We start from the raw sequence: 14094 nt of genomic DNA, 5'->3' as shown, positions 1-14094 counted from the left end.
AGGCCGGTCAGCCGGGTAAGGCCCGGGCCACGTCTTCCAGAACCCGGATCATGTTCATGGCACGGAATGGATGGGACAGGGTGAAGGGGGCATTGGGTCGGTTCTGGGAGCTGGGGTATACCACGATGCAGGGTTTGTCCCCTTTGCCGGCGGGAAGATGACGTGCCTCACTGGCGGCGACCAATAATACGTCGGCTTGTCCGGGGTCGGCATTTTCCCAAATAACGCTGCAACGACCATTGATGATGCCCATCATGGAGACAAAGGCGCTGGCAGAGTCATGAGTCAGGCCACTGACGGAGATTTTGCGGTTCATGGTACGTCCCTGTAGAGGTTCCTGAAACCGATGGGCTCGGTGGTTTGGGGGAACGTCGCGATCCCTTGGGGACTGTTGTAGTCAAACCGTGGAGGCACGGGCAAAGCGATAACGACCGGTGGCGGTGGGGTAGATACCGAACGGGATTATGATCCAATGCGCATAAGAGAAAGCCGATAAATTTTGTAAGCTATCTCTTACAAATCGGACTTGTGCCGGGTGCGGAACTGACCCGGGGTGATGCCGGTATGTCGCTTGAAGCTGCGCTGGAAAGAGCGGATATCCGAGTAGCCCAGGGCTTCGGCAATCTCTGCCTGGGGAGCCGGGCTCTGGCAAAGCAGTTGCCGGGCCCGGTGCAGGCGCACCTCATCCAGCAGTTTTTGCCAGTTGTGGCCTTCATCGGCCAGGCGACGGTGGAGCGTGCGAACATTCATGCCAAGTCGTTCGGCGATGGTTTCCTTGCGGGGCAGGGAATGGCCAATGGCATCCTGGATGCACTGCTTGACCCGCTGGCCCAGGCTGGTTTCCACGCCCAGCTGGTTGAGTTGCTGGATCGCGTGGGCTTCCAGGGTAGACAGCAATAGTGGGTCCGGTTGACGGATGGGTTGTTGCAGCAGGTCCGGTGGGCCGATCAGGGCCGAGCAGGGCTGGGCAAACCGCACCTCGCAGAGAAACACTCGCTGGTATTCCTCCACCAGCGCCGCTCTGGGTCGGGGATGTTCCAGCCAGACCTGGGCCGGGGCCAGTTTTTCATTTCCGGTCAGCCAGCGGGCATAGCGGACCCAGGACCCCAGCACATTGTCGATCAGGTGCTGGCGTGCGGGTTGCTGGACGTAGCGGCATTGCCAACGGATGGCCGCCTGATTATCGGTGACTTGCGTGTCGGTGGTGCCCATGTCGCCTACCAGCTTTTCGTAGAGACTGACCTTGGACAAGGCCTCCTGCAACGTGCTGGCGCTCATGGCAATGTAGCCCATCACGTTATAGGAGCCGGGTTGCACGAACTCGGAAGTGTGCAGCCCGAACAGGGGGTCTCTGGCCTGGTCAATCAGTGTGTGCAGCAAGGTCTGGAAGCTGACACCGGGTATGCGGGCATCCGGCTGGCGGATCCGTTCCGCATCCAGGTTGGCAGCATCCAGTGCCGCAGCAATATCCAGCCCCCGGGCCTCACCGTGGGAGAGATATTGCTGCAGCGCCGCGCTGCAGATTTGACCCAGGTTATCCATCAATCCAGTTCGAAGGTGATCTGTACCCGGGCGGTGATGTCGGTTTCACCGGGGCGATAGCTGTCGGCGTTTCCGCTTTCCTTGCTGCGAGCCATCATGATCACCGGCTGCGGAGATTGCACGTCCTGCGCATGGATCTGGATGGCCTTGCCCAGTTCCCGGTCAGCGGCCTCAGCGATGATGCGGGCGCGCTGGCGGGCGTCGGCCACGGCTTTTTCCAGGGCCCGGTTGGCGAGCTCGTCAGCATTACTGACCTCGGTGCCAGCAGGACGAATGTCGCGTACGCCTTGTTTGGCCAGGCCTTCCAGCAACCGTGTGTAGGTGTCCAGACCGTTGGCACGGAAGATCACGTCACGGCTGACTTCATGGCCGATGAGTTTGCGTTCAGGCTGGTACTGCCATTGTGGCTGGACGTGCAGGTCACTGGCGCGGACCTGTTTCTCTTCGATGTCCAGGTCATCGGCCAGGTCAAGCATGTCGGCCACCGCGTCATCAACGCGGGACTTCATGGCGGCAATATCATCGCCTTGCTCGCGGGCCGTCGCGGCCACCCGAAAAATATCCGGCTGGGCAGCGATTTCGCCATTGCCGGAAACCGTAATACTGTCGGGTCCGGTGCTGAGCATCTGGTGTGTATCGCTACAGGCGGTAAGGGTCAACGCTCCCAGGGCGATCAGGGATGCGGCGGTGATGCGTTTCATGGACTCTCCTTGTACTGCCGTCCAATCGGCAGGATTCTATTTTGCGTATTTATCACGGGATAACCACCCCAAGGTTTGTGTTTGTGTGAGGGCGTCCATGATTTGGCGCTCAACGGATAACATCCATGGGGTGACTTGGTTGTTCCCGGCTTAGCCCCTATCATCGCAGCTCGCGAAACGGAGGCCATCATGAGTTCAGCCGAGCAACGCATTCGACAGCAATTGGGCGAATTTATTCCCGAGGATCTGGGCGTCAGCCTGGCATCGGTGAATGCCATTGAATCACTGGCGGTGGATGACCGCACCGTCCACGCCCGAATCGTTCTGGGATTTCCGATTGACGGTATCCGTGAGCAATGGATAGCGCAGATTCGGGAGTATCTGGAGCCGGTGCTGGAAGGCCGCGAGCTGGCGTTGACCCTGACGGCGAAGATCATTCCGCATCGGGCCCAGAGCAGCCTGCCGGCGCTGGACCAGGTCGCCAATGTGATTGCCATCGCTTCCGGTAAAGGCGGGGTGGGGAAATCCACAACGGCGGTGAATCTGGCGTTGGCGCTGCAGGCGGAGGGCGCCCGGGTGGGGCTGCTGGATGCGGATGTGTTTGGCCCCAGCCAGCCGTTGATGCTGGGCTTGCCGGACGGCACTCGTCCAGAGGTTCTTGAAGGCAAGTACTTCGTGCCGGTGGAGGCCTATGGGTTGCAGACCATGTCCATGGGGTACCTGACCACCAAGCAGACCCCGGTGGTCTGGCGGGGGCCGAAAGCCAGTGGCGCGCTGGTACAAATGATGGAGCAGACCCGCTGGCATGAGCTGGATTATCTGTTGGTGGATCTGCCCCCGGGCACTGGCGATATCCAGCTGACGCTGGCCCAGAAAATTCCCGTCGCCGGTGCGGTTGTGATCACCACGCCCCAGGATATTGCCCTGTTGGATGCCATCAAGGGGGTGGAGATGTTTCGCAAGGTGGATATCCGGGTATTGGGCATTGTGGAAAATATGGCGGTGCACATTTGCAGCCAGTGCGGCCATCAAGAGCATGTGTTCGGCCAGGGCGGCGGTGAAAGGATGGCCCGGGAGTATCACACTGACGTGCTGGCGGCCCTGCCGTTGTCACTGCGGATCCGCGAACAGGCTGATAGCGGCCAACCGGTGGTGGCGGCCTGCCCGGACAGCGAGGAGGCCGGGCTGTACCGGCAGGCCGCCCGCCGTCTCGCGGCCAGGCTGTCATTGACGGAAGCCGGCAAGCGGTCATTTCCCAAAGTGACACAGCATTGAGAAAGGCCGTGAACTTGGCCTGCTGCGTGCGGCGTTTCATGCTGCTACCATTGGCCGCTTGAACGCCAATTACCCCGGAACATTGAGGCGCAATAATGACGATTAAATCGGATCGCTGGATTACCCGTATGGCCGCCGAAAAAGGCATGATCGAGCCCTTCCAGGCCGGCCAGATTCGTGCCGACGAGAATGGCGAAAAAATGATTTCCTACGGCGTGTCCAGCTATGGCTACGATGTGCGCTGCGCGGATGAGTTCAAGGTGTTCACCAATATTCACTCCGCCACGGTGGACCCCAAGGCCTTCGACGAGCGCAGCTTTGTGGATATCAAGGGCGATTACTGCATCATCCCGCCCAATTCCTTTGCACTGGCCCGCACGGTGGAGTACTTCCGCATTCCCCGCAATGTGCTGACCATCTGCCTGGGCAAGTCTACCTATGCGCGTTGCGGCATTATCGTCAATGTGACGCCGCTGGAGCCGGAGTGGGAAGGGCATGTGACGCTGGAATTTTCCAATACCACTACCTTGCCGGCGAAGATCTATGCCCATGAAGGGGTGGCACAGATGCTGTTTTTCGAGTCCGATGAGATGTGCGAAACGTCCTACATGGACCGGGGCGGGAAATATCAGGGGCAGCGCGGTGTGACCCTGCCGCGGGCGTAAAGGCAGCCGGCTGAGCTTGCCATGGGAGCGTCGCCAGCGACGCTCCCGAACAGGCGTTATCCGCTGACTTGATCCGGGCCGGCGTAATCAATCATGATCAGTTCCGCCTTGAGCAGGGTGCTTTCAATGTGCCTGGCTTTCACCACCATGTAATCCAGGCTTGGCGCTACCCAGAACAGGGTGCGACGCTTTTCCTTGCTGTCTCCCTCACGCTTTTTCTCCACCAGCAGGGTATCGATCTTGCCCAGTGGGGTGTCGATTTCTTCCCGGTCGATGATTTCGAAATGGTGGGTACGGAGTTTATCGCCGTAGGCACTGGTGACCTTGTAGGCCTTGTCACCGGTGGCAAACACGCAGCGCCCGCGGAGCAGAATGGTCAGCTCATCCAGGGTGTTCTCCGGGATTTCCAGGCTTTCCTGATCGTCTTCCGACTCGTTGTGGACCATGGGCGGGTCCCACTGAAAATCCATGTGATGGTAGCGGTGCTGGCCGAAGCCCTTGAACTCGTGCACATAGTGGGTGGTCCGGGGCTGGCAGTCGCGCCAATGGAAATAGCTCTCTTCCGTGTTGGTGAGCAGGAACGACTTGGCCTTGAGCAGCATGCGGTAATAGTCTTTGCCCTCGGCAGGCTCCAGGACCAGATCGGCCTTGACGGGGGTGGGCAGTTTATTCACATAAATGCGGAATTCAGCGGCGAAGGGCGCCAGTGGTTCGGCGGAGGCAAGGCTGCTGGTTATCAATAGCAGGGCAAGTAATATCCGTTGCACCGTTATAATCCTTCCATAGATTGCAGTGTCATCACGTGGTCGCCATCACTGTTTTCCTGCAAGAGTTGCACAAGCAGGTAATCATGCTGTGGCGCAAACCACATATAGGTCTGTCGTTTGCTGTTGGCGCCCCGCTGGCGTTGTACTTTTACGGTTTCAATCCGCTGGCCGTCAATCTCCAGGGATTCTTCGCCGACTACCCGGTAACGGTGGGTTTCCAGGGAGCGCTCGTCAGCCACCTGTAACTTGATATCCTGTTGCCCTGCTTGCAGGGAGCACTGCAAGGCCAGGGAGACAGACAGCTCGTCTGTCGCTTCATCGGTGATCGGATAGCTTCGCGTGGGTTTGTCGGTGCGTTCGCTGGCGGCGACACCGGCTTCCCGGTCCAGATGCAGCTTGGCTTCCTTCACCCGGCCCAACCCGCGCCGATAGTAGCCGTAGTAGGTGCTCTCGGGAATGCACTGCTGCCAGTCAAACAGGGTGATTTCACGGATTTCGCCCAGCCAGTTCTTGGCTTGGACCTGCATTTCCCACAGGCCGTTTTTTACCGGCTTGAGCGTGCGGGTAGCGGTGACCGTAAAGGGAATGCCCTCGCTTTTGAGATGGTAATCCAGCGTGAAGGGGGCCACCGGCGGTCCGGCGTGGCTGGCCGGCGCCACCAGGGTCAGCATCAGCAGAAGGCTGCTAGACCAGTTGATAACCCTGTTCAGGGAGGGGTTTGCCATCCAGCTTGACTCCGTCGTGATCCAGTTCCAGGCGCTGTTCGGCGCGCCATTGCAACACCAGAGGATAAAGCAGGTGTTCGCGTTGTTGTACGCGTTTGGACAAGGAATCAACGGTATCGTTCGCAAGGACGTCCAGGGGAGCCTGGGCGATCAGTGGGCCACCATCCAGCTCTTCGGTCACGAAATGGATAGAGCAGCCATGTTGTGAATCGCCGGCTTCCAGAGCGCGGGCATGGGTATGTAGCCCGCGATATTTGGGCAACAGGGAAGGATGGATGTTTATCAGCTGTCCAGCATAGTGGCGCACAAACAGGGGCGAGAGAATGCGCATGAACCCGGCCAGTACCACCGTGCCGGGCTGATAATGATCCAGGGCCGTTATCATGGCCTGGTCAAAGGCTTCCCGGCTGTCGTACTGGCGGTGGTCCAGGACTTCGGTGGCAATGCCGGCATGCCGGGCACGGCTCAGGCCGCCGGCATCGGCACGGTTGGACAGCACCACGGCGATTTCCGCATTCAGGCGGCCACTATCGATGGCCGCCATAATGGCCTGCAGATTGGTGCCGGAGCCGCTGATCAGGACAGCAAGGCGGTGCGTCACTCTGCCAGGCCTTCCAGTACCACTTCCGGTTCCCCTTCACCGGCCTGTATTTCTCCCATCAGGAAGGCCACTTCGCTTTCGGCTTCCATGAGCGCCAGGGTGGCATCCACCTGGTCTGCGGGGACGGCAATGACCATGCCCACACCACAGTTGAAGGTACGGTACATCTCGAAAGCGGGTACCTGGCCTTCCTGTTGCAGCCACTGGAAGACGGCTGGGAATTCCCAGCTACGGGTATCAATGACCGCACGGGTATTCTCCGGCATGACCCGGGGCAGGTTTTCCGGCAGACCGCCGCCGGTAATATGGGCAAGGGCGTGGACCGGTACCTGCTCCAGCAGTTTCAGCAAGGGCTTTACATAGATGCGCGTGGGGGCCAGCAGGTGCTCCATCAGGGGTTGGCCGTCCAGGTCAATATTGATGTCGGACTGGGCCATGATGCGGCGGATCAATGAGTAGCCATTGGAGTGGGGGCCGGAGGAGGCCAGGCCAATGAGCTTGTCGCCAGCTTGTACCTTGCTGCCGTCCAGCACACCGTCCTTTTCCACCACGCCCACGCAGAAGCCGGCCAAATCGTAATCTTCACCTTCATACATGCCGGGCATTTCCGCGGTTTCGCCACCAATCAGGGCGCACCCGGCCATTTCACAGCCTTCGCCGATGCCGGTCACCACGCTGGTGGCGGTGTCCACATCCAGTTTGCCGGTGGCGTAGTAGTCGAGGAAAAACAGTGGCTCGGCGCCGCCGACGATCAGATCGTTGACGCACATGGCCACCAGATCGATGCCCACCTTGTCATGGCGACCGGTATCAATGGCCAGGCGCAGCTTGGTACCGACCCCGTCGGTTCCGGCCACCAACACCGGGTTCTTGTAGCGGCTGGGCAGCTCGCAAAGGGCGCCGAAGCCACCCAGACCGCCCAGCACCTCGGGACGACGGGTGCGTTTGGCCACAGGGGCAATACGTTTTACCAGCTCGTTACCAGCGTCGATATCGACGCCGGCGTCACGGTAGGTCAGCGGCCGTTTCTGATCGGTCATGGGGGGCTCCGGATTGGTGAAGGCGCGTATTTTAAGGGCGGGGGACCCATCTTTCCACCGCTGTCTTCACCTGAAAATCCGGTTCGCGTGGTGGGAGGGAATAAGTGATAATAGCGCGCTTGAATTTTCAGGTTGGAATGGGCGGTCATGCGTTTTCTTGGAATCGTGGCATTGTTGTTGGGATTGTGTCTGGTGGCCCGGGCAGAATCCCTGAATACGGTTGTGCAGTCCGTGGATGGCCGTGGCGACAGCGAGCGCCAGCAGGTCTTGCAGCAGGGGCTCAGGGATATGCTGGTACGGCTGAGTGGCAAGCAGCAGGTGCTTGATCAGCCAGTGACAGAGCAGGCACTGGCCCAGCTGGATCGCTGGGTGACCCGTTACGATTATGACGGCGACAACCTGGTGGTCCGCTATGACACCCGGGGGCTGATGGATTTCATGGCCTCGGAAGGTGCTTCGGTCTGGGGATTTCCGCGTCCCCAGGTGCTGATATGGCTGGTGGATCAAGGCGCCGGGCGCGGTGAACTGGTGGCCGGCGATCATGCCCTGCGCGAGGCACTGATCGGCGAAGCCAGACGGCGGGGGTTGTCCCTGGTGGTGCCGGAATGGGATAGCCAGGACCGTAGTGCGGTTACCGTGGCGGATATCCGTGGCCGTTTCGATGGTCAGTTACTCGCCGCTTCCGAGCGTTATCCCCATGAACTGGTGGTCGCTGCCGTGATGTATCGAGGCTCGCCGACCAAGGTCAGCTGGCGTGTACTGCAAGACCAGAAGACTCTGGATCAGGGCCGCGAGGAAAGCGCGTCCGCCGGGGAGGCTGTAAAGACGCTGGTGGATGCGGTCACTGACCAGCTCGCCCAGCGTTATTCGGTGGCCAGCAGTGCGTCCCGGGGGCTTACCCTGCTGGAGGTTGAGCGGGTGGACGCGCTGGCAGACTGGCATCAGTTGCAGGGCTTTCTGGCCGGGCTGAGCGGCATGCGGTCCGTGTCACTGGTGCAGGTGTCAGATCAGGGTGTGACCTTCGGCCTGGACTTCGGTGCCAGCGATTCCCAACTCCGCAGTTTGCTGGAGCTGTCCCGTCAATTGCGCCCCTGTCCGGACGATGCGGTCGCCGGGCCGCAGTGGCGCTACTGCTGGCGCTCCTGATTCATGAGCGCACAGCTGCCCCTGGCGCTGCAACTGCGTGAGGGAAATGATTTGTCGAACTTCCTTCCCGGGCCCAATGGGGCTGTGCTGGCCGGTGTCCGTGAAGTGGTACTGGGCGATGACCGCCAGGCCTTTGTCTGGGGGGGCGCACAACAGGGCAAAAGTCATCTGCTGGAAGGGGCCGTTCGCCTGGCCCAGCAGCAAGGGATGGATGCCTGTCTGCTGCCTGCCAGCGAGCTGCTTCCACTGGTCCCGGCGGTGCTGGAGTCCATGGAACAGTTTGATCTGTTGGCGCTGGATGACTGCCAGCGTTTTGCAGGTGATGCGGCCTGGGAAGAAGCCCTGTTTCACCTCTACAACCGTCTGATGGCGAGGGGAGGGCGCCTGCTGGTAACCGCTGATGCGTCCCCGACCGCCGCAGGCCTGTTGTTGCCGGATCTGGCCACCCGGCTGGCCGCCGGCCCGGTATACAGAATGTCCCCTTTGGTTGATGAGGACCTGCAGGCCCTGTTGCAGGCGCGAGGCAGAGCCCGTGGACTGAGAATCGAGCAGGATGTTGCTCACTATATTGCCATGCGCAGTGAAAGAAGCCCCGGTGCGCTGATGGCGCTGCTTGACCGTCTTGACCGGATGGCCCTCGCGCAACAACGCTCGGTCACTATTCCCTTTGTCAAGGATGCGCTGGGGTGGTAAAAAGGGGCGCTTAACGAAGAAGCAACAGTTTGATACGCAAGTAACCGGTATATTGATGTTTGCTTACATCAGGTTACGTTTTCGGTGGTTCGTGTATCGCCGGACTTTGGATCCAGATTAGAACAATAACGCCAGGCACAAAAAAGCCTGCAGGAGCACAACATGCGCCACATCGCGCTTTGGCAATCCCTTGTTGGCTGCGCCCTTATTCTCGCGGCCGCCTCTTCCCAGGCCACTGTCTACAAGATCGAGACCACGGATGATGTGGCGGTAACGGTTGATGAACGTCCCGGTGACGCCTCCCCTGAACAAGACCGCTATGAGGTTAATCCCACCACCAGCGGCGCCCAGTGCCGCCTGCGTGAAGCTATCTATGCCATCAATTATCAGACCCCGGTTGGAGCCTGTGAAGCGGGGACGGGTAATGACACTATTCGCCTGCTTGAAGGGAAAACCTACCTGCTTACGGAAGGTGAGCTTCCCATCGGTGGCAGTAAGATCAAGTTTGTTAATAAGACAATCATGGTTCCGGATCCTGAATGTCCCCCGGGAGATGTTTGTGAAGAGATAGAGCAAGTCGTTCTTGATAGTGAGGGGAACCCGGAGAAGGTGCCTGTGACTGATCCCGAGGACGACACTGCCATTTCCCCCAACATCAGGGTCGATGTGTTTCTCGACACCTTTGAAGAGCCGGAAGAAAAAGAGAAGCCTGTTATCTCTGCCGCCGGCAATAGCCGCTTGTTCCGCCTGGATCGCGGTTCCCTGACTCTCGGCAATCTTGTTTTGCAGGATGGCTCAGCCAATAACGAAGTCGACCCGGCAGACAGAAACGGGGGATTGATTCTGGCCAATGGTGGTCTTGGCTTCTCGGAGAATCTGGAGTTGCGCGGCGGCCAGGCAGTCAACGGCGGCGCGATCTACCTTGATAAAGGCGCCAACCTGGTTTTCCCGGAAAGCGCTCTCTTCGAGGATAATGTGGCCAGCGGCAACGGAGCTGTGATCGCCACGTCTGCCGAGTTTGCCGGTGAGATCACCGGCCATCGGTTTTACATGACAGGGAATGAGTCCCAGTCCGATGGCGGCCTGTTCTATCTGGATGGCGATGAAGACAACACGATGGCCGTTGATCTGACCAATGGCACCATCACTAACAATGTGGGTGGCGTGATTCAATTGGTGGCGCCAAAGCATCAACTGGTCATGCAAAACATGACCCTTGCCTTTAACGATGGCCTGGCGCTTTACCTGGACGAGGCGGAGCTGGACGTTCCGGAAGACCCGGAAACAGATCCACCGGAACCTACCAGCACCGCCTTTATTGTCAATACGGTGCTGGTGGGGAACAGCGGTGGAGCGTGTGCGGGAACGGCCCTGGATGGTACGGACGACGCTGACGCCAGGCTGCTCTACACCATTACAGATGATGCCGCCTGCCCCTTGCCCCGTGAGCAGACAGAGGGAACACCGGTCACATCCGATCCGAACGGAGCCACGGCAGAAGTGCTGCTCGGCTGGGATGAGACGGCCGGCGCTCGTCGCGTCTGCACCGGCACCGGTCAGGGAAGCTGTATGCCTATCCCTGCCGACGAGCTGGGCGGGAACTTCCCCGGCTTTCTGCCCAATCCGGAGCCTGCCGGCCTGGACCCGGCAATGTCGGCGGCCACTCCCAGTCTGTTTGACCGCGGAAACCCGGAAACCGTCGACCAGTGCGCCAAAGAGGATATGCGGGGTGAGTCCCGTGGTGGTGCCGGGGGGCGTTGTGATGTGGGCGCAGTGGAATTCCTCCGTGCCTTGGCGCAACCGGATGAGGTCGATCTGATTAGCGGGCGAACCGTGCTGGGTGATGTGCTGAGCAATGACATGAACGACACCCGGGTGGATTGCGGTCGTCTCGAGCCGATCATTGTTGATGAAGGCACCTGTGCCGCCAGTGATGAGGCCTGCCTGGAGCAGCAAGTGCTCAATCGCTGCATGACAATTATTGTTGCGCCTGAGCGTGGCATGGCATCGGTGGAAATCGATGATCAGGGCTACCCGCGTGTCCGTTATACCCCAGCCAGCAGTTTTCATGGTGTGGACAGTCTGGCATACATGGTGGTGGCAGAAGCCTTTGCAGGTGGAACGGATCTTGGCCTGCAAATTGGTGAAGACGTTAATTTGGTTGCGCAGCCAGCCAGTGGTCTGACGGAATCCAAGAGTATTCTGGATGGAAGCAGTGGTGGTTCCGTACCGGGTCTGACGTTGCTGATGCTGGTTGTAGGTGGATTACTGCGTCGTTGGCGTGCAGGCATCGTTGCCTGTGCGATGACTGTATCGGGCACGGCACTGGCAGCGGATATCGAGGTGAACTCCCTGCTGGATCATAACCCGCCGATTCCCAATGATGGCCTCTGCACACTGCGTGAAGCCTTGGCAAATGCCGCCACTTTCAGTAGCCCGGATTGTGAATTTGGCGCCAAAGGCGAAGATCGCATTCTCCTGCCTGCGGGGGAAATCCAGCTGGTGGATACGCTGTTGATCCAAGGTGGCAGTGTGGAGCTGGTGGGCAAAGGGGTTCGCAATGCGGACGATGCGGACCCGGCGGATGAAGATACCATCACCCGCATCATCGGCGATGGACAGAGCCGATTGTTTGAAGTTCGGGCACCGGTGAGCAACGGGCACCCCAGCGTGGCGTTTCGCTATCTGACGCTGGAAGATGGCAATGCCTCCGTACCAGGAGCGACGCCTGTTGGTGATCAGGGATTCGGTGGTGTCATCATTACCGGCGGCTCGGTGGTATTTGACCGGGTCGTTCTGCAGAACAACCGGGCAGATCGTGCTGGTGGGGTGATCTATGTGCGGGCCAATGCCGGCAATGAAAAACAGGTGTCCTTCAACCGTGCCTATGTGACCGGGAATGAGGCGGTGCTGTCTGGTGGCGTTATGGCAACCACGGCGCAGAATGGGGAGAGCTTCCGGTTTGCCGCTGTGGACACCACGTTTGAAAACAATAGTGCCGGTACTGAGGGCGGAGCCTTTGATTTGAATGTTCCTACCGGCAATTTCATAGCGTTTTCCAACTCTACGTTTGTGGATAACAGTGCACCGCAGGGGTCGGCTCTGGACTTGGGTGGCGTTGATATCAATGTTCGCCTGATGAATCTGACCTTTGTGAATAATGCTCCGGGGAATGGCATTGAGTTGGGTGATTCTGAGGCCTCGGTCAGTCTGGCTAACAGCATTGTAGCGGCCAGCGGCGCCAGTTGCTCCACAGGCACCGGGGAATTGCACGATAGCGTGTATAACCTGTTTTCCGACACTGCCTGCACGGCAAGTAATACAGATGAAAACAATGATGACGGAGCAGGTGGAACTGCGGGAGTGTCTCCTGACCTTGGTGGTGAGGCTGGCACTTCAACGGATTATACGCCCCCGTACCTTGCTGCTGAGGACCTGAGCGATCCATTGATCATTGATGCCGGCAACGATGAAGGCGATCTGCAATCCGGTACCTCCACCCCGCTGCGCTGCCGCGCGACGGACTTGCGGGGAATTGCCAGAACGTCCGGGGGGCGTTGTGACCGGGGGGCGTTCGAGTATCAACAAATTACCGCTTCAGATGATGAAGCCGATAACCAGCGTGCACCGGATCGCCGTGTTCTGGTCGACGTACTTGATAATGATTTGCCCAGCGATGGCGCAGAGATTCAGCTTCTTGATGAAAACAATGTATTCCTGAATGACCGCTTTGTTTTCTCGCCTGCCCAGATTGATATGGTTGGCGAGGACGAAGAAGTGAACCCGGCCGCCGGCTCCTACACGTACGACCCGGCCACAGGTCGTTATGTTCTGGGCGGGAGTGGCACCCAGGCTGATGGCACGACCATCGAGTTTGTCTGGGAATTTTATAGCGAATCCATTGATGGCTATGATGTGAAATGTGGCGAGCCGCTACCCCAGCGTTTCATTAATCGCAACCCGGACGACTATGAAGATGGGGACGTGGCAAAGAATTGTATCGTTCTTTATACGCCATCCAATAGTGGCTTTATTCCTACCCCGGGTGCGTCTGACGTTGATGCCACCTGCGAAACTGACACAAACCCTGTTGATCCGGAAGATGAGGATTATGAGTGGGAGGCGCCACGTATCGTTTTTCTCTATGGCTTTAGTGACAGTGAGAACGAAACTGTTCTGCCCGGTGATGAAGCGGCGGTTATGATGACTATCACCAATAAGGCACCGACAATTACCGGCCAGACCCGAGCCAGTCGCCCTGGTGAATCGGTAACCTTCAAGATCACAGCGGAAGATCCTGACGGCGACGAAAGCTCGATTAATTGGGAGTCGCTAACGCTCAAGGATAAACCCGGCTTCAGTAAGCGGGACCCTGAAACAGGAACGGTTCTGGGCACTGGTATCATTATCGACTATGACGCCCGTACAGTGACTTACATATCGGATAGTAACTTTAGTCCTTTCAAGGACAGTTTCACCTTGGAGGTTAGTGACGATTGCGGGGGCACCTCTTCGGCGGCCACATTCACCATCACCTACCCGGGTGAGCAGGAAGACAACAGCGCGGGTAGCTGGAGTCTTGGCCTGCTCTCCGGCCTGCTATTACTGTTCTGGCGTCGTCGACGCTTTGCGGCGGCGTAGCAGGCCTCGCCGCAATAGTTCCCAGATCAGTCCACCGGCCAACATGCTGGCCAGTAAAAGCAACAGTTTGGGGATGTCCACCAGTGTCCAGAAAAGGATATCGATGCTGGTGGGCTCCAGATTCTGAAGCACGATAATGGCCAACAGCAGCACTGCCAGAATCTGCAAGGCCCCTACGGGGTGGGTCACCAGCCAACGCCCTGTTGTCTTGCCACCACGGGCCAACCGAGAGGTCTTGTGTTCTCTGCGCTCATCCATGTCAGACTCCTTTTTTGATTGAATCACTCTCTTTCTTCAT

The 14094-nt window shown here is 58.8% G+C and carries 13 protein-coding genes; 5 read left to right on the top strand and 8 right to left on the bottom strand.

What is annotated here, in order from left to right; genetic code table 11:
- Nucleotides 1-7 precede the first annotated feature (7 nt).
- The 3 genes from C4S63_RS06200 to C4S63_RS06190 all read right to left on the bottom strand — a co-directional run bounded on the left by C4S63_RS06200 (nucleotide 8) and on the right by C4S63_RS06190 (nucleotide 2243).
- On the bottom strand, nucleotides 8-316 hold the full coding sequence (locus tag C4S63_RS06200) for a hypothetical protein (RefSeq protein WP_062816270.1): 309 nt from the start codon (nucleotides 314-316) through the stop codon (nucleotides 8-10).
- 197 nt (nucleotides 317-513) lie between these two features.
- Entirely contained in the window at nucleotides 514-1542 is a 1029-nt protein-coding gene (locus C4S63_RS06195; protein WP_103917019.1) for an AraC family transcriptional regulator, read from the bottom strand.
- Nucleotides 1542-2243: an SIMPL domain-containing protein gene (locus C4S63_RS06190; RefSeq protein ID WP_103917018.1), complete on the bottom strand. Its 702-nt coding sequence runs from the start codon at nucleotides 2241-2243 to the stop codon at nucleotides 1542-1544. Before C4S63_RS06190 ends, C4S63_RS06195 begins: the two co-directional genes overlap by 1 nt.
- Nucleotides 2244-2432: 189 nt before the next feature.
- On the opposite strand from C4S63_RS06190, the gene apbC reads away from it, so the two are divergent.
- On the top strand, nucleotides 2433-3518 hold the full coding sequence (gene apbC, locus C4S63_RS06185) for an iron-sulfur cluster carrier protein ApbC (RefSeq protein WP_103917017.1): 1086 nt from the start codon (nucleotides 2433-2435) through the stop codon (nucleotides 3516-3518).
- Nucleotides 3519-3613: 95 nt separating this feature from the next.
- Nucleotides 3614-4183, top strand: coding sequence for a dCTP deaminase (gene dcd / locus C4S63_RS06180; RefSeq protein WP_062816266.1), 570 nt, complete (start codon nucleotides 3614-3616; stop codon nucleotides 4181-4183).
- A 56-nt stretch (nucleotides 4184-4239) separates the two neighbouring features.
- Here the strand turns inward: dcd and C4S63_RS06175 are convergent, their stop codons facing one another.
- The 4 genes from C4S63_RS06175 to purM are packed head-to-tail and all read right to left on the bottom strand — an operon-like array spanning nucleotide 4240 to nucleotide 7316.
- The gene (locus C4S63_RS06175) at nucleotides 4240-4950 is read right to left on the bottom strand and encodes a DUF3108 domain-containing protein (RefSeq protein ID WP_062816265.1); all 711 of its coding nucleotides are present in this window, start codon (nucleotides 4948-4950) and stop codon (nucleotides 4240-4242) included.
- Nucleotides 4951-4952: 2 nt separating this feature from the next.
- Nucleotides 4953-5675 carry a DUF3108 domain-containing protein gene (locus tag C4S63_RS06170; protein WP_103917016.1) on the bottom strand — a complete coding sequence of 241 codons (723 nt, stop codon included), beginning with the start codon at nucleotides 5673-5675 and terminating at the stop codon, nucleotides 4953-4955.
- The gene (gene purN / locus C4S63_RS06165) at nucleotides 5635-6276 is read right to left on the bottom strand and encodes a phosphoribosylglycinamide formyltransferase (protein WP_063509133.1); all 642 of its coding nucleotides are present in this window, start codon (nucleotides 6274-6276) and stop codon (nucleotides 5635-5637) included. The genes C4S63_RS06170 and purN overlap by 41 nt, the downstream gene beginning before the upstream one ends.
- Complete coding sequence (gene purM / locus C4S63_RS06160) at nucleotides 6273-7316, bottom strand: phosphoribosylformylglycinamidine cyclo-ligase (RefSeq protein WP_103917015.1); 1044 nt, start codon at nucleotides 7314-7316, stop codon at nucleotides 6273-6275. The genes purN and purM overlap by 4 nt, the downstream gene beginning before the upstream one ends.
- Nucleotides 7317-7463: 147 nt before the next feature.
- Between purM and C4S63_RS06155 the strand changes: the two genes are divergently transcribed.
- The 3 genes from C4S63_RS06155 to C4S63_RS06145 all read left to right on the top strand — a co-directional run bounded on the left by C4S63_RS06155 (nucleotide 7464) and on the right by C4S63_RS06145 (nucleotide 13796).
- Entirely contained in the window at nucleotides 7464-8462 is a 999-nt protein-coding gene (locus C4S63_RS06155) for a DUF2066 domain-containing protein (protein ID WP_103917014.1), read from the top strand.
- Nucleotides 8463-8465: 3 nt separating this feature from the next.
- Complete coding sequence (gene hda, locus C4S63_RS06150) at nucleotides 8466-9155, top strand: DnaA regulatory inactivator Hda (protein WP_103917013.1); 690 nt, start codon at nucleotides 8466-8468, stop codon at nucleotides 9153-9155.
- A gap of 162 nt (nucleotides 9156-9317) precedes the next feature.
- On the top strand, nucleotides 9318-13796 hold the full coding sequence (locus tag C4S63_RS06145) for a choice-of-anchor Q domain-containing protein (protein ID WP_103917012.1): 4479 nt from the start codon (nucleotides 9318-9320) through the stop codon (nucleotides 13794-13796).
- On the opposite strand, the gene C4S63_RS06140 is transcribed toward C4S63_RS06145, so the two are convergent.
- Nucleotides 13758-14054, bottom strand: a complete 297-nt coding sequence (locus tag C4S63_RS06140; protein WP_103917011.1) for a hypothetical protein — start codon at nucleotides 14052-14054, stop codon at nucleotides 13758-13760. The genes C4S63_RS06145 and C4S63_RS06140 overlap by 39 nt on opposite strands.
- Between the last annotated feature and the right edge of the window lie 40 nt (nucleotides 14055-14094).

The organism is Alcanivorax sp. DSM 26293, from assembly GCF_900107995.1.
GTDB lineage: Bacteria > Pseudomonadota > Gammaproteobacteria > Pseudomonadales > Alcanivoracaceae > Alcanivorax.
This window is presented reverse-complemented; position numbering and strand designations above follow the sequence as displayed.

Coding starts and splice junctions, on each gene's coding strand:
- C4S63_RS06200 (WP_062816270.1), bottom strand. CDS start 316: ATGAACCGCAAAATCTCCGTCAGTGGCCTGACTCATGACTCTGCCAGC.
- C4S63_RS06195 (WP_103917019.1), bottom strand. CDS start 1,542: ATGGATAACCTGGGTCAAATCTGCAGCGCGGCGCTGCAGCAATATCTC.
- C4S63_RS06190 (WP_103917018.1), bottom strand. CDS start 2,243: ATGAAACGCATCACCGCCGCATCCCTGATCGCCCTGGGAGCGTTGACC.
- apbC (WP_103917017.1), top strand. CDS start 2,433: ATGAGTTCAGCCGAGCAACGCATTCGACAGCAATTGGGCGAATTTATT.
- dcd (WP_062816266.1), top strand. CDS start 3,614: ATGACGATTAAATCGGATCGCTGGATTACCCGTATGGCCGCCGAAAAA.
- C4S63_RS06170 (WP_103917016.1), bottom strand. CDS start 5,675: ATGGCAAACCCCTCCCTGAACAGGGTTATCAACTGGTCTAGCAGCCTT.
- purM (WP_103917015.1), bottom strand. CDS start 7,316: ATGACCGATCAGAAACGGCCGCTGACCTACCGTGACGCCGGCGTCGAT.
- C4S63_RS06155 (WP_103917014.1), top strand. CDS start 7,464: ATGCGTTTTCTTGGAATCGTGGCATTGTTGTTGGGATTGTGTCTGGTG.
- hda (WP_103917013.1), top strand. CDS start 8,466: ATGAGCGCACAGCTGCCCCTGGCGCTGCAACTGCGTGAGGGAAATGAT.
- C4S63_RS06145 (WP_103917012.1), top strand. CDS start 9,318: ATGCGCCACATCGCGCTTTGGCAATCCCTTGTTGGCTGCGCCCTTATT.
- C4S63_RS06140 (WP_103917011.1), bottom strand. CDS start 14,054: ATGGATGAGCGCAGAGAACACAAGACCTCTCGGTTGGCCCGTGGTGGC.